At 41.7% G+C, this 24480-nt stretch carries 22 protein-coding genes and 6 tRNA genes; 8 read left to right on the plus strand and 20 right to left on the minus strand.

Features of this window, described 5'->3' with window-relative positions:
• Positions 1-387: 387 nt before the first annotated feature.
• From B1201_RS14250 to B1201_RS14260, 3 genes are read left to right on the plus strand one after another with little or no spacing between them, the layout of a single operon-like run.
• Positions 388-888, plus strand: a complete 501-nt coding sequence (locus tag B1201_RS14250; RefSeq protein WP_078194120.1) for a YfiR family protein — start codon at positions 388-390, stop codon at positions 886-888.
• Positions 885-2102 (plus strand): diguanylate cyclase domain-containing protein, encoded by a 1218-nt coding sequence (locus B1201_RS14255; RefSeq protein WP_078194121.1) that lies wholly within the window; start codon positions 885-887, stop codon positions 2100-2102. Before B1201_RS14250 ends, B1201_RS14255 begins: the two co-directional genes overlap by 4 nt.
• 8 nt (positions 2103-2110) lie before the next feature.
• Positions 2111-2590 carry an OmpA family protein gene (locus B1201_RS14260; protein WP_078194122.1) on the plus strand — a complete coding sequence of 160 codons (480 nt, stop codon included), beginning with the start codon at positions 2111-2113 and terminating at the stop codon, positions 2588-2590.
• A 114-nt stretch (positions 2591-2704) separates the two neighbouring features.
• On the opposite strand, the gene B1201_RS14265 is transcribed toward B1201_RS14260, so the two are convergent.
• The 10 genes from B1201_RS14265 to secA form a co-directional block, all read right to left on the minus strand.
• Positions 2705-2781, minus strand: a tRNA-Pro gene (locus B1201_RS14265).
• A gap of 17 nt (positions 2782-2798) precedes the next feature.
• Positions 2799-2874 (minus strand) — tRNA-His (locus tag B1201_RS14270).
• A 105-nt stretch (positions 2875-2979) separates the two neighbouring features.
• Positions 2980-3056, minus strand: a tRNA-Pro gene (locus B1201_RS14275).
• A 3-nt stretch (positions 3057-3059) separates the two neighbouring features.
• A tRNA-His gene (locus tag B1201_RS14280) sits at positions 3060-3135 on the minus strand.
• Positions 3136-3179: 44 nt separating this feature from the next.
• A tRNA-Arg gene (locus B1201_RS14285) sits at positions 3180-3256 on the minus strand.
• Between the two features lie 45 nt (positions 3257-3301).
• Positions 3302-3378, minus strand: a tRNA-Pro gene (locus B1201_RS14290).
• A gap of 154 nt (positions 3379-3532) precedes the next feature.
• Complete coding sequence (gene nadA / locus B1201_RS14295; protein ID WP_078194123.1) at positions 3533-4600, minus strand: quinolinate synthase NadA; 1068 nt, start codon at positions 4598-4600, stop codon at positions 3533-3535.
• 153 nt (positions 4601-4753) lie between these two features.
• Entirely contained in the window at positions 4754-5974 is a 1221-nt protein-coding gene (gene argJ, locus B1201_RS14300; RefSeq protein ID WP_078194124.1) for a bifunctional glutamate N-acetyltransferase/amino-acid acetyltransferase ArgJ, read from the minus strand.
• Positions 5975-6134: 160 nt separating this feature from the next.
• On the minus strand, positions 6135-6491 hold the full coding sequence (locus B1201_RS14305; protein WP_078194125.1) for a hypothetical protein: 357 nt from the start codon (positions 6489-6491) through the stop codon (positions 6135-6137).
• Between the two features lie 144 nt (positions 6492-6635).
• A complete protein-coding gene (gene secA / locus B1201_RS14310) occupies positions 6636-9359 on the minus strand; it encodes a preprotein translocase subunit SecA (protein ID WP_078194126.1) in 2724 nt (907 codons plus the stop codon).
• 337 nt (positions 9360-9696) lie between these two features.
• Between secA and B1201_RS14315 the strand changes: the two genes are divergently transcribed.
• The 3 genes from B1201_RS14315 (at position 9697) to B1201_RS14325 (ending at position 12043) form a co-directional block, all read left to right on the plus strand.
• Positions 9697-10332 carry a peroxiredoxin gene (locus B1201_RS14315; RefSeq protein WP_078194127.1) on the plus strand — a complete coding sequence of 212 codons (636 nt, stop codon included), beginning with the start codon at positions 9697-9699 and terminating at the stop codon, positions 10330-10332.
• A 294-nt stretch (positions 10333-10626) separates the two neighbouring features.
• Positions 10627-11454 carry an MBL fold metallo-hydrolase gene (locus B1201_RS14320; RefSeq protein ID WP_078194128.1) on the plus strand — a complete coding sequence of 276 codons (828 nt, stop codon included), beginning with the start codon at positions 10627-10629 and terminating at the stop codon, positions 11452-11454.
• Positions 11444-12043 (plus strand): dual specificity protein phosphatase family protein, encoded by a 600-nt coding sequence (locus B1201_RS14325; protein ID WP_078194129.1) that lies wholly within the window; start codon positions 11444-11446, stop codon positions 12041-12043. Before B1201_RS14320 ends, B1201_RS14325 begins: the two co-directional genes overlap by 11 nt.
• Before the next feature lie 20 nt (positions 12044-12063).
• Here the strand turns inward: B1201_RS14325 and B1201_RS14330 are convergent, their stop codons facing one another.
• The 4 genes from B1201_RS14330 to trpA are packed head-to-tail and all read right to left on the minus strand — an operon-like array spanning position 12064 to position 16014.
• Positions 12064-13041: an SPOR domain-containing protein gene (locus tag B1201_RS14330; RefSeq protein ID WP_078194130.1), complete on the minus strand. Its 978-nt coding sequence runs from the start codon at positions 13039-13041 to the stop codon at positions 12064-12066.
• Positions 13038-14321, minus strand: coding sequence for a bifunctional tetrahydrofolate synthase/dihydrofolate synthase (gene folC, locus B1201_RS14335; protein WP_078194131.1), 1284 nt, complete (start codon positions 14319-14321; stop codon positions 13038-13040). The genes B1201_RS14330 and folC overlap by 4 nt, the downstream gene beginning before the upstream one ends.
• Positions 14318-15214 carry an acetyl-CoA carboxylase, carboxyltransferase subunit beta gene (gene accD, locus B1201_RS14340; protein WP_078194132.1) on the minus strand — a complete coding sequence of 299 codons (897 nt, stop codon included), beginning with the start codon at positions 15212-15214 and terminating at the stop codon, positions 14318-14320. Before accD ends, folC begins: the two co-directional genes overlap by 4 nt.
• The gene (gene trpA / locus B1201_RS14345) at positions 15211-16014 is read right to left on the minus strand and encodes a tryptophan synthase subunit alpha (protein WP_078194133.1); all 804 of its coding nucleotides are present in this window, start codon (positions 16012-16014) and stop codon (positions 15211-15213) included. Before trpA ends, accD begins: the two co-directional genes overlap by 4 nt.
• 363 nt (positions 16015-16377) lie before the next feature.
• Here trpA and B1201_RS14350 point away from each other — a divergent pair, with 363 nt between their 5' ends.
• The gene (locus B1201_RS14350; protein ID WP_078194134.1) at positions 16378-17712 is read left to right on the plus strand and encodes a Na+/H+ antiporter NhaC family protein; all 1335 of its coding nucleotides are present in this window, start codon (positions 16378-16380) and stop codon (positions 17710-17712) included.
• 84 nt (positions 17713-17796) lie between these two features.
• Here B1201_RS14350 and B1201_RS14355 read toward each other — a convergent pair whose 3' ends face one another.
• Entirely contained in the window at positions 17797-18825 is a 1029-nt protein-coding gene (locus tag B1201_RS14355; RefSeq protein ID WP_078194135.1) for a helix-turn-helix transcriptional regulator, read from the minus strand.
• Positions 18826-18970: 145 nt separating this feature from the next.
• On the opposite strand from B1201_RS14355, the gene B1201_RS14360 reads away from it, so the two are divergent.
• Positions 18971-19846: a metal-dependent hydrolase gene (locus tag B1201_RS14360; protein ID WP_078191325.1), complete on the plus strand. Its 876-nt coding sequence runs from the start codon at positions 18971-18973 to the stop codon at positions 19844-19846.
• Between the two features lie 50 nt (positions 19847-19896).
• On the opposite strand, the gene B1201_RS14365 is transcribed toward B1201_RS14360, so the two are convergent.
• From B1201_RS14365 to B1201_RS14385, 5 genes are all read right to left on the minus strand, one after another.
• The gene (locus tag B1201_RS14365) at positions 19897-20889 is read right to left on the minus strand and encodes a DUF2804 domain-containing protein (protein WP_078194136.1); all 993 of its coding nucleotides are present in this window, start codon (positions 20887-20889) and stop codon (positions 19897-19899) included.
• Between the two features lie 145 nt (positions 20890-21034).
• Complete coding sequence (locus B1201_RS14370; RefSeq protein ID WP_078194137.1) at positions 21035-21553, minus strand: DUF1543 domain-containing protein; 519 nt, start codon at positions 21551-21553, stop codon at positions 21035-21037.
• A 22-nt stretch (positions 21554-21575) separates the two neighbouring features.
• Positions 21576-22301: a CPBP family intramembrane glutamic endopeptidase gene (locus tag B1201_RS14375; protein WP_078194138.1), complete on the minus strand. Its 726-nt coding sequence runs from the start codon at positions 22299-22301 to the stop codon at positions 21576-21578.
• A 194-nt stretch (positions 22302-22495) separates the two neighbouring features.
• Entirely contained in the window at positions 22496-23722 is a 1227-nt protein-coding gene (gene trpB / locus B1201_RS14380) for a tryptophan synthase subunit beta (RefSeq protein ID WP_078194139.1), read from the minus strand.
• Positions 23706-24347 carry a phosphoribosylanthranilate isomerase gene (locus B1201_RS14385; protein WP_078194140.1) on the minus strand — a complete coding sequence of 214 codons (642 nt, stop codon included), beginning with the start codon at positions 24345-24347 and terminating at the stop codon, positions 23706-23708. Before B1201_RS14385 ends, trpB begins: the two co-directional genes overlap by 17 nt.
• Positions 24348-24480 lie beyond the last annotated feature (133 nt).

Raw genomic sequence — 24480 nt, forward strand, 5'->3', positions numbered from 1 at the left:
AAGTTGTTCTTCATAATCTCTTAATGATCTTCTTGTTGGTTCGTCACCAGCAAGCTAGGTCGGCTATATTACTCTTTATTTCTAAAGAGTCAACTGGTAATTCAAATTATTTTTAAACTTATCAAATAAAACCCAACTTAATCAATTCAACCAAGTCATTGTTTTATCAGAAGTTTTAATCTTCATCACCGCCAATGGATGTGCATTCTACAGCATTTCACATCCGTTGCAACACCTTTTTTATGATTTATTTTACGCATGTCGTTTTTTTAAACACATAAACATTCTTTTGTATTATTATTGGGCTATATACGCCCTATTTCATATAATAAAACGTATATACACCCAATTTTCATTCCATTTAATTTAAGACATTTTTGATTTCGTATGGTTGTTTTTAAAAAAACTGCCTATTTAATAATGGCGTGCTCCATTTCACCCTTATTATATGCAGCTCCCACAGCAAATATTTTCACAACCACTTTCTCTATTTTGAGTTATGCCAAGTGGGAAACCACTTCACCCAAATTTTGTGTGATTAATAATTCAAGTTTAGTCAATGATTTTAAAAAACTTGCGCCAACCCACAGCACTTATAAAATTACAGCCATCAATGTAAATGACATCAAGTCTAGTCATTGCCAAGTTTTATTTTTTTCTAATCTATCAGCAAAAGAAGAACAAAGTATTTTAAACAACCATGTTAATTTCCCCGCCCTTTCTCTAAGCAGCAACAATAGTGAATGTGAGTCTGGCAGTGCATTTTGTTTGTATAAAAAAAATCAGAGTTATTCGTTTAAAATTAATATGGAAAGTTTAACGCAGTCACAAATACATATTGATCCACGCGTTTTATTACTGGCGAAGTCATCGGAGTCAGCTGAATGAAACAACTCTATAACCCAATTACATTACACCAATTATTTACACGTTCGCAGCTCACCATCTTTGCTTTAACTTTTACGATTTGTTCTGCGATTTTTTTGGTGATTTCCACCTATACCATGCATACCTATGCAAAAAACAGTTTAACGATTTTATCAAATGCGATAAACGAACGTGTTCAACCGGCTGTGGTGTTTAATGACCAAACAACGATGAGTCAAATTTTAAATGAATACACCCAACTATATCCTATCCGTTCAATAGAAATTACAAACCATCAAAATGCGTCGCTGGCTCATGCTGAGCAACAAGCAATTTCTACATTTTCTAGCCAAGCGATTTTAGATTATTTCTTCTTTAGCCAACCGATTCGTTTAGATATCCATCATGATCAGAAAAGTTACGGCGAACTGGTCGTATATGGAAACTCTTCAGATTTAGTCAGTTTCTTCCATAAAATTTTATTGGGTCTATTTTTAGGTTTTATACTTTTATTGGCTACCGTGTTTTGGTCGGTGAATTCTGTTTATCAATACTTAATGCAATCCGTTCGCTCTATTGTTGAATCAGCCCAAACCATTAGCATTAAGAAAGATTATAAAATGCGGGTTTCAAACTCTGATATTCAAGAATTACACGCACTCAGTACCGCCTTTAATGGTTTACTTAGTGAAATTGAACAGTCAAATAAAAACTTGATTTCAGAAAATGACAAGCTAATTCATCTAGCACGTCATGATGCATTAACCCAATTGCCAAATCGTAATTATTTTTATGAAAAGCTGTTTGAGCTATTTGACTTAAAAGCGAACGCTGCTGTGTTCTTTGTCGATATTGAAAACTTTAAACATGTGAATGACCAATATGGACACTTAGCTGGAGATGCAGTACTGCGTGCCTCATCACATTGTTTAAAACAAGCACTTCCAGATGATGCTTTCGTTGCGCGACTCGGTGGTGATGAATTTGCAATTATTATCAATCGCTTAAACTTCCTGACAGAACTCGAAGTCTTTTGTCACAAAATACATGACTGCTATGGTTCCACATTTGTTTATGAGCAACATAATATTGCATTACAAGCTAATATTGGTGTGGCACTGATCCAAAATGCAAAATCGCCAGAAGATTTGATCGCAGATGCGGATCGCGCCATGTATGATGCTAAACTTTCTAATAATCATTGGTGCATTGCACTTCAACGCCCCAACTCATAGGATTTGCTATGTTAAAGAACGCATTTAAAGTTTTATTTATACTTGCATTCACGACCACTATGACAGCCTGCATGAGTTTAGGTAACTTAAGCTACAAACAAGCACGCATGCTTAAAAAAGAAGGGTTTGTCTTGACCAATGATGGTTGGACACTTGCCCTACCAGAACGACTTTTATTTGGTTTTGATGATTATCAAATTCAACCCCACCAACAAGTCAAGTTAAATACACTTGCCACTCAACTGATTAAATATGATCTAAACAAAATTAAGTTTATTGGTCATACTGATAATGTTGGACAAGCCAATTACAACCAACAACTGTCAGAAAAACGTGCGCAAAGCGTCGCAAACGTCTTTTTAAAGCAAGGTTATAAGAGTTCAAATATTCAAATTATTGGCCGTGGTGCTGAACAACCGATGGTCTCTAATGACACTGAAACCAATCGTGCCATCAACCGTCGTGTAAATGTCACCATCATTCCCTAAATAGCAGAATATAAAAAAGCCACCTTATGGTGGCTTTTTTATTTTTTATAAATTTCAGGCATAAAAAAACCGCTAAATGCGGCATCTTTTTCATAGTATTACTTTTGAGATAAATGGTCGGAGCAGTAGGATTCGAACCTACGACCCCCTGGTCCCAAACCAGGTGCACTACCAGGCTGTGCTATGCTCCGCTTTCAACTTTAAAAGTTGGGGTGAATGATGGGATTCGAACCCACGACAACCGGAATCACAATCCGGGGCTCTACCAACTGAGCTACATCCACCATCATGTTCTTGCTTGTGAATAACCAATATAACGCATTTTAAATTACAGGCATAAAAAAACCGCTGTATGCGGTATCTTTTATCGACCGTTTTCTTTAAGAAAATGGTCGGAGCAGTAGGATTCGAACCTACGACCCCCTGGTCCCAAACCAGGTGCACTACCAGGCTGTGCTATGCTCCGAATTGGGGTGAATGATGGGATTCGAACCCACGACAACCGGAATCACAATCCGGGGCTCTACCAACTGAGCTACATCCACCATCACAACAAGTTTCAGATTCTAGTATCAGAACACCATTAAAATGGCGCGCCTGACAGGATTCGAACCTGTGACCATCCGCTTAGAAGGCGGATGCTCTATCCAACTGAGCTACAGGCGCATTACCGATGACATAGACTATCACGCGATTTTTGCCTTGAGAAATTGGTCGGAGCAGTAGGATTCGAACCTACGACCCCCTGGTCCCAAACCAGGTGCACTACCAGGCTGTGCTATGCTCCGTTTCATCTCAGCTTTCGCTGTATCGCATATCGTGCGGTACGGTGTGCATTCTAGGCGTGACGTTGATTAACGTCAACACCTATCTTCAAAAAAACATAAAAAATCATTTCAAGCGATTATTTATCAAGCACTTTAATCATTTTTCAAGCAAAAATTAACGTTTTAAACTGGCGCTGAAATTCAACATCCGATCTAAAGGCAATTTAGCACGCTCAGCGAGCACTGGATCTACGAAAATTTCCTGATCGCCTTTTTGTAAAACTTCGAGAATGCCATCTAATTCATTCATCGCCATCCAAGGGCAATGCGCACATGAACGACAAGTCGCTCCCTCACCCGCCGTCGGTGCTTCGATGAGAATTTTATTCGGCACAGCTTGCTGCATTTTATAAAAAATACCGCGATCTGTTGCCACGATTAAACGTTCGTGTGGCAAGGTTTGTGCAGCCTTGATCAATTGCGAGGTGCTACCGACGGCATCTGCAATATCCACGACAGATTCTGGTGACTCGGGATGCACCAAAACTGCTGCATCAGGATACAACGCCTTCATATTGGCAATACCACGTGCACGGAATTCTTCATGAACTATACATGCCCCATCCCACAGCAACATGTCTGCACCGGTTTTCTTTTGAATATAGCGACCGAGATGCTGATCGGGTGCCCAAATAATTTTTTCACCTAAACTATCTAAATGCTCAACAATTTCAACAGCACAGCTCGAGGTTACCACCCAATCTGCACGCGCTTTCACTGCCGCCGAGGTATTGGCATATACCACAACCGTATGATCCGGATGTGCATCGCAAAATTTGGTAAATTCATCGACAGGACAACCCAAATCAAGTGAGCATGTTGCCTCTAGAGTAGGCATCAGTACGGTTTTCTCAGGAGATAAAATCTTCGAGGTCTCCCCCATGAATTTCACTCCTGCAACCACCAACGTCGTTGCTTCATGATCCCGACCAAAACGTGCCATTTCAAGTGAATCCGAAACGCATCCACCGGTCTGTTCTGCTAGTTCCTGCACTTCAGGATCACAATAATAGTGTGCAACAAGGACAGCGTTACGTTTTTTGAGTTCCGCTTTAATTAATTCAAACTTTTCAAGCTTTGCATCTTCCGTTAATTGATGCTCTTTAACATCACCCAAACGATCCAAATGCGCTTGTACAATTGATTTTGCTTCATTTGCAATTAAGTTGTTTGCATTATTCATTACAACGTCTTCTCTATCCTTAATGCCTGCTACTACACAGGTGCTTCACAACTGACCCATAAATATGGCACTTGGCTATTTTTTACCGGTCATTAAAAAGTTCCACTTATAAAAAAGCCTCACAACGGAGGCTTTTCAAAAACATCAAATATCTTATGAACGGTAATCTGCGTTAATCTTAACATAGTCATACGACAGGTCACAGGTATACACAGTATCTCGCGCACTGCCACGTCCTAAATCTACACGGATCGTGATCTCAGATTTCTCCATCTCTGCAGCCCCTGCTGCTTCGGTATAATCTGCTGCGGCACCACCGTCTTTACAGATTTGAACATCACCTAACCAGACCTGAATTTTTTCAACATCTAAATTTGGCACACCTGCATAACCAATAGCTGCCAAAATACGGCCCCAGTTTGGATCTGATGCGAAGATTGCAGTTTTAACCAACGGTGAATGTGCAATGCTATAAGCAATATCACAACATTCTTGAGTATCTGCGCCGCCTTCTACCGCCACAGTAATAAACTTCGTCGCACCTTCACCATCACGGACAATGAGCTGTGCAAGACGTTTCATTACACGTGTTAACACGTCTAAAACAGCAGCATAACGGGAATCTGATTCTGAAGTAATTTCTACGCCACCAGCTTGGCCCGTTGCAATCAAAATACATGAGTCATTCGTTGAGGTATCACCATCCACCGTAATACGGTTAAACGACAGGTTAACTGTGGTTTTCAAAAGCTGTTGCACCAGCTCACGGCTAATGGGTGCATCAGTTGCCACATAACTCAACATGGTCGCCATATTTGGACGAATCATGCCTGCGCCTTTAGAAATACCTGTCATGGTATACAGGACGCCATCTAACTCAAATTGTTCAGATGCACCTTTAGGTGTGGTATCTGTGGTCATAATGCCCGTTGCCGCTTCCAACCAAGCGTCTTCTTGCAAACTGTCTAATGCCGGTTGCAAGCCTTGAACCAAACGATCAATAGGTAATTGCTCGCCAATTACACCCGTTGAAAAAGGAAGGACTTCTGTATTTTGAACACCAGCCAGTTCTGCCAGTTTCGCACATGTCGCTTCAGCATTTGCCATGCCAATTTTGCCAGTACCTGCATTGGCATTTCCGGTGTTAATCACTAAATAACGTGGATTACCTGCTAATAAGTGCGCTTTAGAAATATGCACCGGTGCTGCACAAAATGCATTTTGAGTAAAAACGCCTGCGACATTAGAACCTTCAGCAAATTCAAAAATGACAAGGTCACGTCGGTTCTGATAGCGCACATATGCTTCAGCCGAACCGATTTTTACACCTTTCACCACATGCATCTGTGGCATAGATACGTCACCAACTGCCATTTTTCAACGTCCAACTATATGAGTTATAAAAAATACAGCTTAGTGCAAAATCTATAAAAAATCGAGCAGAAGCACGGTTTTGCTGTAATTTTATTGTGGATTTCTTTTGCACATAAAAAAACCAGTCTTTCGACTGGTCTTTATCGATGTTCGTCGTAAATTAGTTACGCGCAAGCTGAGTTGCTTCATCAAGAAGCACTTGTTTCGCTTTTTGTTGACTCGCAGCAGAAAGGGCTGGGTTTTCAGCCACAATACGGTCAGCATTCGCCGCATTGGCTGCTGCAATTTTTGCAGTTTGCAATACGATTGGGCGATTTGGATTGGCAAAGGTATAACGAATACCCGTACGCGGGCTTGCTACAGTCACTTGACCGTCAGTACCAACCTGTACTTGAGTTGTTGTTGGACCAACTGCTTGTTGAACTTTCTCTAAAGAAGTCGTCTGAGGAGCGTTTGCAAAGGCAAAAGTTGGCAAAGCCAAAGCAGCAATCATGAACGGTTTTAGTACTTTTTTCATTGTCTTTTCCGTCTTACGGTTATTGATAGAAACTAAATAACATTTAATCTACTGAACTGCAAATACTATTCAGGTCAGATTAGTAGTGTAAATAAAAAATCAGAGCGCGAAGGCTCTGATTTATTTGAAATTAAACAATGCTGTTTAGATTTTACCGTGACATTGTTTATATTTTAGACCTGAACCACATGGGCAAGGCGAGTTACGACTTTCTGGCGGAACAATCACTTGCTCTGCAGGTGTGTATTGCGCATCGATAACATCATTACCATTGGCTTCAGCCAACAAACTATCAAAGTCATTGTGTGACAATTGAAGATTCATTGATTCAGCTTGAGCCTGTTTTTGAGCTTCCATTTCTGCAAGCTCTTCGGCTGTAGGCACATGAATACGAGATAAATCTGTCACGACATCTGACTTAATCACAGCAAGCATGTTTACAAATAAGTTAAAGGCTTCTTTTTTGTATTCTTGCTCAGGATTTTTCTGCGCATAACCACGTAAATGAATCCCTTGACGTAAGTAATCCATTGCTGCCAAATGCTCTTTCCAATGGCGGTCCAATGAATTTAACATAAAGTGACGTTCGAGCATTGCAGCCGTTTCGTCACCCATTTGCGTACGACGTGAACGGTAGTGCTGAAGAACTTCATCAGTAATACGTTCAACCAAAGCTTCTTCATCCAAACGACGATCTTGCTCTAACCACTGCGAAATTGGCAATTCAATCGATAGATCTTCACGTAGCGCCTTTTCAAGACCTTCTATATCCCACTGATCGTGAATAGACTCAGGTGGAATATATATTTCGATCATGCCTTTAGTCACATCCTGAATCATCGTTTCGATGTAATCTTGTAAAGACGGTTCAACAAGAATTTCATCACGCTGAGAGTAAATAATCTTACGTTGTTCGTTGTTTACGTCATCGTATTTCAATAGATTTTTACGAATATCGAAGTTACGTGCTTCAACTTTACGTTGTGCATTTTCAATCGAGCGTGAAACCATTTTATGCTCAATGGCTTCATCTTCTTTCAGCCCCATGGCACGCATCATTGCAACCACGCGATCACCTGCGAAGATACGCATCAAGTCATCTTCAAGCGACAAGTAGAAACGTGATACACCTGGGTCACCTTGACGGCCCGCACGACCACGTAACTGGTTATCGATACGACGAGATTCATGACGTTCTGAACCAATGATGTGTAAACCACCAGAGTTCAGCACCATTTCATGATTTTGTTCCCATTCTGCTTTCAAACGTGCTTCATCTGCTTCAGTCGGCTCTTCAATCTTCGCCAGCAACGCTTTCCAGTTACCACCTAACAGAATATCAGTACCACGACCAGCCATGTTAGTCGCAATGGTTACTGCACGAGGTGAACCCGCTTGCGCAATAATATCCGCTTCGCGCTCATGTTGTTTCGCATTAAGTACTTCATGTTGAATACCAGCTTCTTTCAGCTTATCTGATAAAATTTCAGAGGCTTCAATGGTTGCTGTACCAATCAGAATCGGCGCAACACCCGCTTCATGAATACGTTGAATTTCTTGAATGATGGCGTTGTATTTACCTTCACGGTTTAAATAGATTAAATCGTTTTGGTCATTACGAATCATTGGGCGATGGGTTGGAATAAGTACAACATCCAAGCCATAAATTTCTTTCATCTCTGCAGCTTCAGTATCTGCAGTACCCGTCATACCCGATAATTTTTTGTATAGACGGAAATAGTTCTGGAATGTTGTAGTTGCTAAAGTTTGGTTTTCAGGCTGAATTTCCAAACCTTCTTTTGCTTCTACTGCTTGATGCAAACCTTCTGACCAACGGCGACCCGGCATTGTACGACCAGTGTTTTCATCGACAATGATCACTTCACCTTCGTGGATGATGTAATGCACGTTGCGTTGGTATAGGTAATGCGCACGAATGGCCGCAGAAACATGGTGTACCAAGTTTAAATTAGCAGATGAATATAAACTTTCACCTTCAGCAAGCAAGCCCATTTGAATCAATTCAGCTTCAACAGTTTCATAACCGACTTCGGTCATTTCTACAGAGCGCTGTTTTTCGTCAATCCAGAAGTGACCGCCATCTGGTACCTTTTCTTCTTTTTGTGCATGAAGTTTTGGTGGAATGCTGTTAATTGCAGCATACAACTGAGAAGAGTCTTCTGATTGACCAGAAATGATCAACGGTGTACGTGCTTCATCAATCAGGATCGAATCGACCTCATCGATGATGGCATAGGTTAAGCTGCGCTGTTTTTTCTCAGCAGCAGAAAACACCATGTTGTCACGCAAGTAATCGAAACCGAATTCGTTGTTGGTACCGTAAGTAATGTCAGCACGATACGCTTGAGCTTTTTCAGTTGAGTCTTGCATTGAGTAAATAATCCCAATGCTTAAACCTAAAAATTCGAATAATGGACGGTTTAACTCAGCATCACGCTGTGCGAGATAGTCGTTCACCGTAATCACGTGAACACCTTCACCACTGATCGCATTGAGGTAACAAGCAAGCGTTCCCATGAGGGTTTTACCTTCACCGGTACGCATCTCTGCGATCTTACCTTCATGTAAAGTAATACCACCAATCAGCTGTACATCATAATGACGCATGCCCATGACACGCTTTGCAGCTTCACGACAAACAGCAAACGCTTCAGGTAATAATTTATCAAGGCTGTCGCCTTTTTTATAACGTTCTTTGAATTCTTCAGTTTTTGCAGATAAGTCTGCATCGCTTAGAACAGATATCGTCGGCTCGAGCGCATTAATCTTCTCTACGATTTTACGCATGCGTTTGAGTTCGCGCTCATTTTTGGTACCGAAGATTCCTCCGATCAGACTTGCCAACATGAATAGACTCTCTAAATCTTGCTTGTCAAATGAATATATTTTCTTAGTCGTTATTATGGTGCTAGAAATTCGAAGTACAAGGGTTTTGCACAAAAATCCCCTTAAATATTCTGCGCTCGGGTTCTAGCCCCGGAGACTTAAGGCAAGCTAATGTAACAAATTTTCTGCAGACAACATAGTGACTCTGTCGTGAGATATTTCGCATTTATCCCCCAATAAAACTGTTTTATATGAAATATATTCATAAAGAAATGAAAAAACACTATTTTTAATCATAAAAAAAATCCTTCATATTTATTTTCAAGTTAAACAAATTCAATAAATACGGGGATATTCCATGACGATTCGTTTAGGTGATACTGCACCAGACTTTACTCAAGACTCAAGCGAAGGCAGCATTCATTTTTATGACTTTTTAGGTGACAGTTGGGGCATTTTATTTTCGCATCCTGCCGATTACACCCCAGTCTGCACCACAGAACTTGGATTTACCGCAAAACTAAAAGATGAATTTAGCAAACGTGGTGTCAAGGCCATTGCCCTGTCTGTTGATGATGTTGAGTCGCATCATGGTTGGATTAACGACATTAATAATACTCAAAATACCACGGTGAACTTCCCGATCATTGCAGACAAAGACCGTAAAGTGTCCACCCTTTATGATTTCATTCACCCCAATGCCAGCGAAACATTAACTGTTCGCTCTTTGGTGATCATCGATCCAAATAAAAAAGTCCGTTTAATCATTACTTATCCTGCATCTACAGGGCGTAACTTCCATGAAATTTTACGTGTCATTGACTCTTTGCAACTGACAGACAACCATAAAGTTGCAACACCGGCCAACTGGCAACAAGGTGAAGATGTGGTGATTGTGCCGTCATTAAAAGATGAAGAGGAAATCAAACAACGCTTTCCTCAAGGATATAATGCAGTTACGCCTTACCTTCGTTTAACGCCTCAACCTAAGTGAGGATAAAACGGAGCATTACGCTGTCCGAGCGCAAGATAAGAAGCTCTGCTGTGAGTGACCAATCGAAGGGTGAATTTTTACTATTGTTAATCGCAGCACCTGAACCAACTAAGGGTCATAACCATAGTTACTTATAATTTTCCCCCTTCAGAACGAATGACGAGCCCGTTCTGGCATTCTCCAACCTGCTCATCTTCGGATGAGCTTTTTTTGATTACAAATTCCTCTCTGGGATTAGATTGGTTAAACATCACAATTCCGTTATAACTAAGAAAAACTTGAAAACAACAAACCGTGATTCATCAAATTCATCATTTACATTGTGGTAGTTTTTGTCCAACGTGTGCCCCTTTATTTGGACAGAAAGGCTTTCGCGCACATTTGGTCTGTCATTGCCTGCTCATTGAAACCGATAAAGGGCTCGTCTTAGTCGATACAGGACTGGGCTTACAAGATTATTTGCATCCACAAAATCGTTTAGGTCGGTTTATTTCACGCACAGCGCAGATCAAATTTAATCCGCAACTGAGTGCGATTCATCAAATTCAAAAATTAGGCTTTAAGGCTCAAGATGTTCAACACATATTGTTGTCACACTTAGATTTTGATCATGCTGGCGGGATCTCTGATTTTCCGCAGGCGACTGTGCATGTCTTAGCCAGTGAATATAACGCCACTCAAAACATTCATAGCTTAAAATCACGACTGCGCTATCGACCACAGCAATTCCAACTGCATCGTTATTGGAATTTTATCGAAAGCATCGGGACGCAAACATGGTTTAACTTAGAACACACTGCCGGTCTGTCTATTTTTCAAGATGACATTTTAATGCTTCCACTTTTGGGACATACCGCGGGTCATGCCGGTATTGCGATTAAAAATAACCAGCGCTGGTTGTTATATTGTGGCGATGCTTATTACTCACAGCATCAATTAAATCCAAATTTTCATTCGCGGGCCTTAAATCAGCTTGAGCGTTTATTTGCCACCGACAATACACAGCGACTGCACTCCCTTCATAAGATTCAGCAGTTAGCGCAGCATCCGGACATCGATCTCATCTGTGCACATGACCCATTCGAATTCGCTCGCTATCAGAATATAAGCTATGACCGCTAAAATCCTACCAATGATCCTACTCAGTGTTAGCTTCAGCTTCACGGGTTGCATGACATCAAATCCATTACCGTTAAATGAACGTCCTCAGCATTGGGGGAAAGTCGTTCATCAACAGCATAATTTTTATCAAATCAGCCCAACAGTATTTCGCAGTGAGCAACCTGATGCAGATCTCGCCCCTGTTCTACAAGAACAGCAAATCGATGTGATCATAAATTTACGTTCACGGCACCATGACCCAAAACGCTTAAAAAATGCTATTGATATGCAAAAGATTAAATTTGTACATATTCCGATACACACGTGGCAAATCAATCGTGAAGATTTACTGGCGGTGATGAAAACCATAAAAGAAGCTGAACAACAGCAGCAAAAAGTGTTAATCCATTGCTACCACGGCTCAGACCGTACAGGCGCGAGTGTGGCCATGTACCGTATTATTTTTCAGCATTGGTCCATTGAGGAAGCAAAACGTGAAATGAAACAAGGTGGCTATGGCTTCCACCCTATTTGGAAAAATATTGACCGATTATTCAGCCCTGAAAATGTAAAATGGATTCAGCAGCAACTACTGAATCCATCTTATTAAAGGTCATTCCTCAAATAAACTTAGCGTTTATCTAGTGGTACCCAATCAATCACCCACGCAGATTTCATATTCAAACTTGCATCTGAATTGATCTTTTTACGTGTTGCGTCCGCAGCATCACGGTCCTTCGAAGGACCGACCATAATACGAATGCCTTTAGATGTAGGACTCTTCGTCACTTTATAGCCTTTTGCACGTAATTTTGCAGCGACGGCATCTGCATTGGCTTCATTGGCAGCCAGTGCAACTTGCACCATCCATTGCTTATCGCCATTTTCCAACAGATCACGTGCTTTTTCAGCTTCAGCTTTTTTCTTGGCTTCGGCTTTACGCTTTTCTTCTGCCTTGTGTTTTTCTTCGGCTTTACGCTTTTCTTCAGCTTGTTGCTTCGCTTCGGCTGCTTTCTTATCTGCTGCTTTTTTCTCAGCTTCAGCATGTGCTTTACGTTCAGCTTCTTTTTGAGCATCCGCTTTACGTTTTGCTTCGGCTTTTTGTTTATCTGCTGCGATACGTGCCTGATCAGCCTTTTGCTGCGCCGACTGAGTCTCTAACTTTTTTTGAGCCGCCAACTTATCCTCAGCTAAACGCTTTTGCTTTGCTTTTTCATCTTCAACCAATTCGGGAGGAATATTATCCGAACTTTGTTGAGCTGAACGATGTGCGTTTAAAGCCGCATATTCTTCTGCTGCTTTACGTGCTGCATCAGCCTCCGCTTGTTGTTGCATCGCTAAAAATTCTGCTGCACGTGCTTCTTGCTCCGCAACCGATTTTTCACGGGTACGTCGTTGTTCTTCGAGCAAACGCTTTTCAGTTTCAACATCAACAGTCAATGATGACATTTTACCCGCACCCTGACCTTGTTGCTCAACTTGAACCATTTCAGAGGTTTGGCTTTGATTTTGATGTATTTCTTCTTTGCCTTTAAGTAAAAGTGCGGCCAGCAGTACACCACCACCTAATAAAACAACACCACCCATCCAGCGTTGTTTGTTATTCATTGACATTCTTCCAGATACTCCCATACCGCTTCTAAGGTATGAAATGAACCACATACCAGAATCAGCTGATTATTCTTTGTTTCTTCCAGCGCGGACTTAAAAGCTAATTGCACATTGTCATAATGTTCTACGACTTGATGCTGTAGTGCGCTATCCAATTGTGTGATAGATGCCGCACGTGGCACATTTAATTGTGCAATTTTCCACATTCTTACCGTATCTTTCAATAAGTTAACGACAGAATTTATGTCTTTATCAGTCAGCATGGAGAAAACGCTGATCACTTCTGTGTATTGTTTATTGTACTGGAGGAAATTTCGCAATTGCTTTAACAAAAATTCAACACCATGCGGGTTATGTCCTGCATCGAAAATCACCGTTTTTCCTGCAATTTCTCTAACTTCAAAACGGCCTTGTAACTTGGCATTGATAATCCCCTGAGCGATCGACTGCTGAGAGACCACCAAACCACTGGCCAATATTGCTGCTACAGCCGTAGAGATATTTTCGAGTGCCAAAGAACCCACGGGGAGTTTTAAGGTTGAACCTGATGAGGCAAACATCCAAGATTGTCCGTCATCACTGTACTGATAAAAATAATCACGATTGAGTACATGTAAAGCAGCTTGGCAATCTTCTGCTTTTTGACGAATGGCTTCAGGCAGTACTTGCTGTCCACCAAAAATCACGGGAATATTCGGACGAATAATTCCTGCTTTCTCAAAAGCAATTTTTTCAATGGTGTCGCCTAACCAATCGGTATGGTCTAAACCAATATTGGTAATCACTGCAACATCTGGATCGACAACATTGACTACATCAAGTCGACCACCTAGGCCTACTTCAAGTACCCATACATCACAATGTTGTTGTTTAAAAATAACAAAAGCGGCCAAAGTGGTCGCTTCAAAAAAAGATAAACTTAATTCACATTCACGACGCGCCTGATCAACAGCTACAAAAGCATCAATCAGGGTTTGGTCAGCCACTTCAACACCTTGAAGCTTTACACGTTCATTGAATCGATAGATATGCGGTGATTGGTATAAACCCACATTATAACCTTGCGCATTTAAAATGGCAGCCAATGTCGTTGTGGTTGAGCCTTTCCCATTGGTTCCAGCAACCGTCAGAACTTTGGCATCAGGCTGAGTTACGCCCAATCGATCTGCAACAGGAATTACCCGCTCCAGTCCTAAATCAATACCCGTAACATGAACATGGCTCCAATAATCGAGCCATGTGTTTAAAGAATCAGTTGCAAGTGGTGCTGTGTTCAAGGCAAGTTCATCAATTTCGCTACAATACGATAAACTGTATCACGTAATGCATGACGGTGGACAATTTGATCGACTACACCATGATCAAGCAAATATTCTGCACGTTGGAACGGTTCTTCCAATTTTTCACGTACAGTTTGCTCAATTACACGCTTACCAGCAAAACCAATCATGGCTTTCGGTTCAGCCAAGTGAACATCACCGAGCATTGCCAATGATGCAGTCACACCACCATAGACTGGATGTGTCAACACCACTAGATAAGGCAAGCCTGCATCTTTCATTTTTTGGATGGCTGCAGAAGTACGCGCCATTTGCATTAAAGACAACATGCCCTCTTGCATACGCGCACCGCCTGAAGCAGCAAAACAGATTAATGGTTGTTGTGATTTAATCGCAAGTTCAGCAGCCTGAACAAAACGGTCACCGACAACAGTACCCATTGAACCGCCCATGAAATCAAATTCAAATGCGGTTGCAATCATTGGAATGCCTTTCAGCGTTCCTTGCATCGCCACTAAAGCTTCTGTTTCACCGGTTTTCTTCTGCGCTTCAGACATACGGTCTGGATACGCTTTGCTATCTACAAATTTAAGTGGATCTTTGGCTTTAAATTCTTGACCCAATTCTTTTTGTACTTGGTCAAAGAACCAGTTCAAACGATCACGTGCTTTCATTCGCAAGTGTTCATCACACTGTGGACAAACGTAGGCATTAAATGACATCGCAGTACGAGTCACAAGTGCATGACACTCAGGACATTCAATCGTCGGCTCAGTAAATGTCGCCTTTAATGCTTGCTGTTCATCAGGTACATGAATACCTGGTACCGCACGCTCTGTCCATGGCGTAGATGCGCTCAGAATTTTGCCTGTTTTTGCGTCTTGACTCATACTAACTCATCGAGCGCAGCTCGAAGCTCCTTCACTTTATTCACTGTTTCGATTACAGCTTGTTCTGGCGCTAAGTTTGCAAATTGTTTAACAAAAGCACTACCTACAATCACCGCATCTGCAGCCACACCCATGGCTTTCGCCGATGCTGCATCACTAATACCAAAGCCAACGCCGACAGGTACCTGAGTATACGATTTGATTTTTTGAATACGTGCCGCAGCTTCAGCAACGTCTAAAGTCGCTGCACCTGTCACACCTTTCAAAGAAACATAGTAGATAAATCCACTGGCTTGTTTCACCACATGCTGAATACGTTCATCAGTGGATGTTGGCGCAAGTAAAAAGATTTGATCCATGTCGTATTTTTTCAATACTGCATCTAGATCTTTTGCTTCTTCTGGTGGAAGGTCCACCAAGAGCACGCCATCTACACCGCATTCATGTGCATAGGCAACAAACTTTTCATAGCCGATTACTTCAACAGGGTTTAAATAGCCCATCAGTACCACGGGTGTTTCTGTATCGTTTTTACGGAACTCTTTCACCATGTTCAAGGCATCTAGAGTATTGGTTCCCCCAGCAAGCGCACGCTCAGCGGCAAGTGCAATAACAGGACCATCCGCCATTGGGTCTGAAAATGGAAGACCCAATTCGATCACATCTACACCTGCCTCAACCATTTGATGTAACAAAGGTACCGTTACTTGTGGATGAGGGTCACCAGCCATAACATAAGAAACCAAGGCCTTACGCTGTTGAGATTTAAGCGTTCCAAATCGAGTGGCTAAACGTGACATAGGGTTATACTTTCCTTGAATGAATCAAAACTATGATGTGGGTTTTGTCGAAATACAAGACATCGCATTGTAACGCTATTTTTTACCCATTGAACAGGGTATACAATCCTCAGTCGGCATTTCTCATGCAAACATAATTTTCCAGAACAACCCGAAAGCATCATTTACCGATATTTCAGTTTTTTTCACAATGATCAAAGATGCCTAATTTTAGGATCTGGCAAAATTATAAGGTTTTAGACTAACTTAATTTTATCATCAAAAAAATGTTAAAAATAACAGGCTTAGCATTTACATTTTAATTTTCCTTAAATTGCAAAACCTGCTTTATACTAGCCGCATACTTTTATTTTTTTATCTCCTATGTCCTCCGATTCACAAGTGAAAGTGCCTGCTCGGGCATTTGCACTGCTCCCGCTTATTGTTTTTCTGACCATTTTTTTGGGCAGTGGTATTTACCATTCCATCATTGGAACTGAGTTTGCGTTCTATCAAGTGAAAGCCCCAGTCGCTGCTCTTCCTGCAATTGTATTGGCAATTTTGCTCTATCGCGGCAAGATCAATGACGCGATTGACACATTTATGAAAGGTGCCAGCCACCCGAATTTGATCTTAATGTTCATGGTCTTTATGCTCGCTGGTGCTTTTGCCAGTGTCAGCAGTGCCATCGGTAGTGTCGATGCAACAGTGCAATTCGGACTATCGGTAATTGCGTCTGAGTTCGTGCTGCCTATGCTGTTTATTATTGCGGCCTTTATTGCCACAGCGATGGGAACCTCCATGGGCACCATTGCAGCCTGCGCGCCAATTGCCTTTGGTTTTACACAAGTCACCGAAATTGAAGTGGTGTATGCCATTGGTGCTGTGGTCGGTGGTGCTATGTTTGGTGATAATCTGTCGATGATTTCAGATACCACCATTGCTGCAACGAACAGTCAAAAAGTTCAACTTCGCGATAAATTTAAGGTCAATGTCTGGATTGCTGTTCCTGCATCGATCGTCAGCATCTGTATTTATTTATTCATGAGTCAAGGCTCACAAGCGATTGAACACAAAGCCTATAATGCGTGGCTGATCTTGCCGTATTTAGCCGTATTTATTTTGGCCTTTTCACGTTTGCACGTGCTTGCTGTACTGACTATTGGTGTCTTACTGTCTAGCTTGATTGGTTTGGTCATTCAACCTGAATTTAATTTTTTAAGCTTAAATAATTCTATTTATGCCGGCTTTACCGGCATGTTTGAAGTTGCCCTGCTTTCTATTTTCTTAGGTGGTATTTCTGCCATTATGCAAAAAGAAGGCGGTTTAGAATGGCTGATTCAACGTATTTACAGCATGACACGCTGCTTTAAAGTTGGTGCTGAACGCGCAGGTGAAATTGGTATCAGTTTCTTGGTGATTTTCTCCAACCTATTTGTAGCAAACAACACTGTCGCAATTATTTTATCTGGTGACATGGCACGTGAAGTCGCGAAAGAATATGGTGTAGACCCTAAACGTGCTGCTGCACTTTTGGACATTTTCTCTTGCGTAGTCCAAGGTCTCATTCCTTATGGCGCTCAGCTGTTACTGGCTTGTTCGATCGCAAAACTTTCGCCTGTAGAACTGATTGGTAGTGTGTATTACTGTTGGGTTTTGGCGATCTTTGCCATTCTGGCCATTTTACTGCGTTATCCAAAATTAAAAGCTGCGGCATAAGCTTGGCTTAAAAGAAAAGCGGTCGTTTGACCGCTTTTTTTAATGCTGTATGAATGGCTTTTCTTGACGAGCAATCTGCACGTTTTATTCTAATTTCAAGGCTTTTTTTCGCGCCAACAATGTCTCTCCGCTATATGCCTTAAAAGCACGTGCCAAAGCAGACTGATCTGAATAACCTAGCTGTAAAGCGATATCTGTCAAATGGGTTTGCTGTGAAAGTAGATATTCACAGCGTTTCATCCGTTCAAGCTCCAAAAGCCGTTTAAACGAAGTGCCTTTCTCCTGTAACTGTCGTTGCAGGGTTCTGACTGACAGATGTAACTCCTCTGCTAACCATTCTATTTTAGGGGCTTGCTGCTGTAATTTGAGATAATCTGCTATGCATTGTTGCATCTGTTGAATTGGATCTGAATGTTGCGAACGAGCAGCTATCGCCTCTTCGGCTTGACGTAATAACAATTGCATCAGTGACGGATCAGCAAGTTCTGACTTTAAATCCAAACTATCGGCATGAATCACAAATGAATATTTAAGGGTCGAAAATTCCATTTGGCAGCCATAAAACTTTTCATAGTGATAACGTGCCATCCGCGGCGCATGGGCAAAATGAATGCAGAGTAACTTTAAAGAATCTGGAAAAATTTGCTTGGCCAAATGTGCCATACAGGCCATGGTCAACTCATTCACCAAAGCATATTCATCATCATGCTGTGGCCAAGACAGAATAATTTGATGATCTTGATGGCTCATATTCATTGGCACAATTTGCGCCCCATCAATCACCAAACGACTAAATCGCATCACATATTGCAAAGCATCTGCAACGCTATTACTCAGTGTCGCCATATAGCCTAACACCCCAAAATGCTCCGCACGAATATACTTGGCCATTTCAAAAACCAATTGCGGACAATCCAGATGCTGCTGAGTCAGTTGCATGATGCTGTTAAAAAAAGAATTCGGCGATTGAGAGTCGATCGGCAAAGACAGCACATGCTGAATTTGCGCAGCATATGGCGCAATCCATTCGAGCTGTGTATAGTTTAATTCACGCTCAATTAAGACCATATTCCACAGTTGGAAGTAACCATTTGGGATCTGAATTTCAGCCATCTCGCCCCTCTTTCTGACCTGCCAATTCTGACATTTTATATTTTCATCATGGCGTAAAATGTATAAAAATTGGCAATATCTGTCAAAACAAAGTGCAATTTCTCCGACATACTGCAATCAATACGACTCGCACAGAAAAAATATCATGAATGCTATCGTCAAATATCAAGTCGAACCTATTGTTCGCACAAAACTGAATTTTAAGTTAGAAGAAATCCCGCGCTATTGGTTTGGCGGAGACCCCTTTTTAACTCGTATGTTTGATGCCTTGAGCCTGACCTTTCCTGATGGCGAGCGCTATTTTATTGAATCTGTACGTCTGTTCCGCAGTCAAATTCAAGACCCTGATTTACAGCAACGTGTCGCTGACTTTATTCGTCAAGAAGCGCAGCACGGTATGGCGCATGACAAAATGAATATGTTGATGAAACAACAAGGCATGCCTGTCGATGCGTTCATTAAACGTCTAAATAAAATTTTTAAATTTGAACTGAGCAAACGCTCACCAGAATACAACATTGCCATGACGGCTTCCGCCGAGCATTTAACTGCTCTGATGGCTGAAACGTTCTGTAGCCAAAAGTCCGTACTAGAATCTGCGCATCCTTATGTCCGTGCATTATTTATTTGGCATGCGATAGAAGAAATGGAACATCGCGATGTAGCTTTTGATGTAATGAAAGATGTGGCTAAGGTCGATGAAAATTTAAAGAAATTTACTTTGGTCTGGACTAGTGGATTGATGCTCGGCTTTACCTTATACCGTGCCAATGTGATGCTGAAACATGACGGCTTTAGTTTCACTGAACGTTTAAAATTAAATATGAAAGGCTTACCGTGGTTCTTTGGTAAAAATGGCACCCTCACCCGAATGAGCAAGCCATATCGAGATTGGTTTAAAAAAGACTTCCATCCGAGTCAGCATCCCATTGTGCAAAATTATGATCTTTGGTTAAAAACTTATGAAGAAACCAATGATCCGATACAAGCAGCTGAAGTGTTTTGGCAAGCTGCAAAATAAAAATTGAATAAAAAAAGCCGCATCGATTGCGGCTTTTTATAGGCTTAGACTTACCATTTTGCATAGTGCTGCTCAAGTAAACCATATTCATTTAAGAATACAATTTCTTCGCCATCACGTTGAATTGTACCGCTAATTTTTGCCTGCCATTGACTGAACTGACTACCGACCAATCTTAAATTCAGGTTTTCATAGCGCCGCCAACCTGTGGTGACGATCAAATTTAAGCTGTTATCTAATGAACTAATATTCCATTGATTATCGCCTTGTTGCTGGAACAGCACATCAGACATGGCATATAGATGTCCATTGACCCACAGACAATTTTCATTACCAAAGCTTTCATTTACCCCAGAGGCAAGATTGATCCCAACGCGTCGATTTTGACTGTCCCAAAAGTTACACGACAGCCAGAACCATGCGGTTTCAGGACGAAGAAAACCACAGGTATCATCTAAAGACACCAATGTCCGGTCATGAAATTGAATGGTCTTGCCTTGCTTATTGATAAAGAAACCTTCACACCCTAACGTCGTCAATTTTTGAGTATAGGTCCAACCATTAATCCCTGTGGGGCTACACATACTCAGCGGATCAGTCCCTGCGCAAAACACTCGAGCGCTCAGTTTGAGTTCGCCATGTTTTGACATTTGAATGTATCGCACACCATTGGCATGCTGAATGTCCAGTTGAATCCCTGACTTAATAAAATGACTCTGATTAAATAAAGGTTGTTCATCTAAAACGGTATTGCGTGATAGGAAATTAATCGAATTCCATTCCAACACTTCATTCGTAATATGATCATACACATAGACAAAACCGTGCCCCGCCCACGCGATATCGGCGATCGCTAGACCAATCGTATAATGTTCATGCTGAATACAACAAAATTTAAATTTTTTATATTTTAAACGCTTACGCCAACCTTGAAGTCGTTTTCCATACGGTGTCTTATATTCATACTTACTTAAATCGATGCGATTGGGAAGTTCACTAAAACGCCCATAATGCGGCTGTCCATTCGGCCGTATTAAATCCATATACGCCATTCCATTGAGGTTTAAGGTCTAAATCCTGAATGTTATTATGCCTATTATTTAACGCCTGAAAAGACAATCCATCTGATTTCAGGCGAATATCACAAAAAAATATAAAAGCTGACATTTCAGCTCTTAATCATCACAATTATTCATTTATTAAGATGTAATCATTTTTCCATGAATTTTGCTGGCTATGCGGGGTTTCAACCAATTCGATATAGCGCCCATAGACATGATCAATCGCAATACAATCATCAACATCTAGGGTTCGGTCGGTATGTTGTTTTTGCCAATGTGACTCAAAAAAAGCCTTGCCCCGTTGTTTTGCAACGCTGGCATTTTGTCCCGTCACCAAAACATAACGATGTAATTCACCAAATTCGCGGGCATCATATCCCCCGAGATTAATCAGCCATAATTTTTCATCTTCAGCTCGGGGCGCAGCATCACAAAATTGGATACGATAATGCCGATTTTCAGTGCTGACTGTATGTACCTGTGCCCAAGCATCAATATGTAAGCCTTTTTGCTCACCAAACCATGCCGTTCTCAGTTGTGGATAAACCTCTTCTAATGCGTTACCCACTGCAAGAATGACATCATGCACTTCAATATTTGCTCTTGGATGGCGTCCGCCGAGCATCACCATAAATAAACTGGACACAATCTTCCCCCTATTTTTGACTTCAACTGCCCACATAGGGCTGAAGCAATTTCAATAAAATCACGCCGCCTAGCGATAGTACTGCATTGTTAACGAAATGAATGAGTAAGACATGCCAAATGTTACGCGTCCACAAATAGATGAGGTTGAGAAATAGACCTGCCGCCATAAAACTAATGGTCGCAATCAAATCGCCATTAAAATTATGATAATGAATCAAGCCGAATAAGATTGAGTTCAGCAAGACCAAAATCACTCGCCACAGCCAAGGCTGTACAAATAGCTTTTGTAACAAGGTATAGCGGAAAATAATATCTTCGAGCAAAGCGGTAAATAATGGCCCAAGACTGATGATCAGCAAACTAAAAAAGGCAATCGTATTGGGATCAATGGTCGATTCTTTTTCAATGCTCTCGCCCACTGGCAACAGACTGCGTGTAAAAGAAATCACCACTTGTAATACGACTGCACCGACAACCACCAACAGGCTTGAGCGCCAAAAGGCCTGTTTATACTTTTGCCAGTGCGTATACAGCATCGTTTTATAGAGCCAGCACACGGCAATAAATAAAATGCCGCGAAAGATCGAATCACCCAAAGCAACCTGAGCTGAAACACCAAAAAATTGGTCTAAGACATAACTGTTGAACAAGATCAGCGGAAGAATGCACAGCGCAAAAGTATCACGCCATTGCCAATAAATATGGGTTGGAAAGGATTCTGCACGAACCAATTGGGTAAACGTCATTGTTATAAAGTCTTTCTAAAGCAATAAAATTTACACAGCATTGTGATTTATTTCACACTTTTATTCTGCATCAGTTTTGTAGTGATTTGCCTTAATAAAATTTTCAGCCAAAAAAAAATCGCGCGGAATTGCTTCTGCGCGATTTTTAATTCACCCTCTCCAAACCTCTCCCAAAGGGAGAGGCTTAAAGGAGTTTACATCTCAACCATTTCCACGCCATCAATGCGGGCAACGGTCATTAAGTCTTTATCACCACGGCCTGATACAGTCGCAATAATGATTTGGTCTTTGTCCATGGTCGGCGCAAGTTTCGTCACATAAGCCATCGCATGTGAGCTTTCCAATGCAGGGATAATACCTTCAATTTGGGTTAAATCACGGAAGCCTTGTAGCGCTTCAGTGTCATTGATTGGCACATAGTTCACACGGTGCATATCTTTTAAGAAGCTGTGCTCAGGGCCTACACCTGGGTAGTCCAGGCCTGCAGAGATTGAATGTGTTTCAATGATTTGACCTTGATCATCCGACATCAAGTACGTACGGTTACCGTGAAGTACACCGACATGACCTGCGTTTAATGGTGCAGAATGCTTGCCCGTTTCAATGCCGTAGCCTGCAGCTTCAACACCGTACATTTTCACATCTTCATCATTTAAAAATGGATAGAACAAGCCCATCGCATTTGAACCGCCACCCACACATGCAACAAGAGCATCTGGCAGACGGCCTGCTTGTTCTTGAATCTGTTTACGCGCTTCACGGCCAATGATCGATTGGAAATCACGTACCAATTGCGGATATGGATGTGGACCTGCAACTGTACCAATCACGTAATAAGTTGAATCAACATTGGTTACCCAGTCACGCATCGCTTCGTTCATGGCATCTTTCAATGTTTTTGAACCGCTTTCCACAGGTACAACAGTCGCACCCAATAAACGCATACGGTACACGTTCATGGCTTGACGTTTTACGTCTTCCGCCCCCATAAACACCACACACTCAAGGCCTAAACGCGCTGCAATCGTTGCCGTTGCTACACCGTGCTGACCCGCACCTGTTTCGGCAATAATACGTTTTTTACCTGAAAGCTTAGCCAGTAAAGCCTGACCAATGGTGTTATTCACTTTATGTGAACCTGTATGGTTCAGGTCTTCACGTTTTAAGTAAATTTGCGCACCACCCAACTCTTTCGACCATCGCTCAGCATAATACAAAGGACTTGGACGACCGACGTAATACGCCAAGTCACGGTCGAATTCTGCCAAAAACTGTGCATCATCTTTCATGCGGAAATAGAGTTTTTCTAAGTCCTCAAGTGCTGCCATAAGAGTTTCTGACACAAAACGCCCGCCATGAATACCGAAATGCCCTAGTGCGTCAGGGAATTGGGTATAGTCAATCTTATTTTGCTGATCCACGATGGACTCCTTGCATAAAGCGTTCTATGAGTTGTTGGTCTTTAATACCTTTTGCCGATTCTACACCACCACTCACATCTACGGCGTAAGCACCAGTGATTTGAATCGCTTCTTCAATATTGTCAGGCTTTAAACCGCCCGCCAAAATTAAAGGAATATCGAGTTTTGGGAACTGTGCCCAGTCAAAGCTATGCCCTGTACCGCCTTTCAGCTCAGGATGCCATGCATCTAACAGTACGGCACTTGCCCCTGCTTCTTGAAAGGCTTGAATCTTGCTAATCACATCTAAATCAGGCTTGACCTGAATGGCTTTGTACCAGCGGCGTCCAACGGTCTGCGCAATTATTTGGCACTGTTCAGGGCTTTCATCACCATGAAATTGCAGGATGTCTACAGGTGAAATTTTTAAAATATTCTGTATGTCTGCAGCCGATGCATTCACGAATAAACCCACTGTCTGCACATACGGCGGCACATGCTGAATCAGCTCAGCAGCTTGCGCTGCCGTTACACTGCGCGGGCTTGGCGCAAAGAATACAAATCCGATCGCATCTGCGCCAGCTTGGACGACAGATTGAATATCTTGAATACGTGTAATTCCGCAGATTTTGGCACGGGTTCGCATGTTGTTTTGGCTCTGACTCCGCCCTATTCATAGCCTATCTATGAATATGAAGGCGAATCATTGTAATGCAATTTTCATGCATTGCGTGGATTTTCAGCATGATTCCACTGCAAAAATAAAAAGCCCTGAATGA

Origin of the sequence: Acinetobacter sp. ANC 5600 (assembly GCF_002018395.1) — a bacterium.
In the GTDB taxonomy this organism is placed as follows: Bacteria; Pseudomonadota; Gammaproteobacteria; order Pseudomonadales; family Moraxellaceae; genus Acinetobacter; species Acinetobacter amyesii.

Coding starts and splice junctions, on each gene's coding strand:
- B1201_RS14250 (WP_078194120.1), top strand. CDS start 388: ATGGTTGTTTTTAAAAAAACTGCCTATTTAATAATGGCGTGCTCCATT.
- accD (WP_078194132.1), bottom strand. CDS start 15,214: ATGAGTCAAGACGCAAAAACAGGCAAAATTCTGAGCGCATCTACGCCA.
- B1201_RS14385 (WP_078194140.1), bottom strand. CDS start 24,347: ATGCGAACCCGTGCCAAAATCTGCGGAATTACACGTATTCAAGATATT.
- B1201_RS14350 (WP_078194134.1), top strand. CDS start 16,378: ATGTCCTCCGATTCACAAGTGAAAGTGCCTGCTCGGGCATTTGCACTG.
- B1201_RS14360 (WP_078191325.1), top strand. CDS start 18,971: ATGAATGCTATCGTCAAATATCAAGTCGAACCTATTGTTCGCACAAAA.
- trpA (WP_078194133.1), bottom strand. CDS start 16,014: ATGTCACGTTTAGCCACTCGATTTGGAACGCTTAAATCTCAACAGCGT.
- argJ (WP_078194124.1), bottom strand. CDS start 5,974: ATGGCAGTTGGTGACGTATCTATGCCACAGATGCATGTGGTGAAAGGT.
- B1201_RS14315 (WP_078194127.1), top strand. CDS start 9,697: ATGACGATTCGTTTAGGTGATACTGCACCAGACTTTACTCAAGACTCA.
- secA (WP_078194126.1), bottom strand. CDS start 9,359: ATGTTGGCAAGTCTGATCGGAGGAATCTTCGGTACCAAAAATGAGCGC.
- B1201_RS14365 (WP_078194136.1), bottom strand. CDS start 20,889: ATGGATTTAATACGGCCGAATGGACAGCCGCATTATGGGCGTTTTAGT.
- B1201_RS14260 (WP_078194122.1), top strand. CDS start 2,111: ATGTTAAAGAACGCATTTAAAGTTTTATTTATACTTGCATTCACGACC.
- B1201_RS14305 (WP_078194125.1), bottom strand. CDS start 6,491: ATGAAAAAAGTACTAAAACCGTTCATGATTGCTGCTTTGGCTTTGCCA.
- B1201_RS14330 (WP_078194130.1), bottom strand. CDS start 13,041: ATGAATAACAAACAACGCTGGATGGGTGGTGTTGTTTTATTAGGTGGT.
- B1201_RS14325 (WP_078194129.1), top strand. CDS start 11,444: ATGACCGCTAAAATCCTACCAATGATCCTACTCAGTGTTAGCTTCAGC.
- B1201_RS14355 (WP_078194135.1), bottom strand. CDS start 18,825: ATGGCTGAAATTCAGATCCCAAATGGTTACTTCCAACTGTGGAATATG.
- nadA (WP_078194123.1), bottom strand. CDS start 4,600: ATGAATAATGCAAACAACTTAATTGCAAATGAAGCAAAATCAATTGTA.
- B1201_RS14255 (WP_078194121.1), top strand. CDS start 885: ATGAAACAACTCTATAACCCAATTACATTACACCAATTATTTACACGT.
- B1201_RS14375 (WP_078194138.1), bottom strand. CDS start 22,301: ATGACGTTTACCCAATTGGTTCGTGCAGAATCCTTTCCAACCCATATT.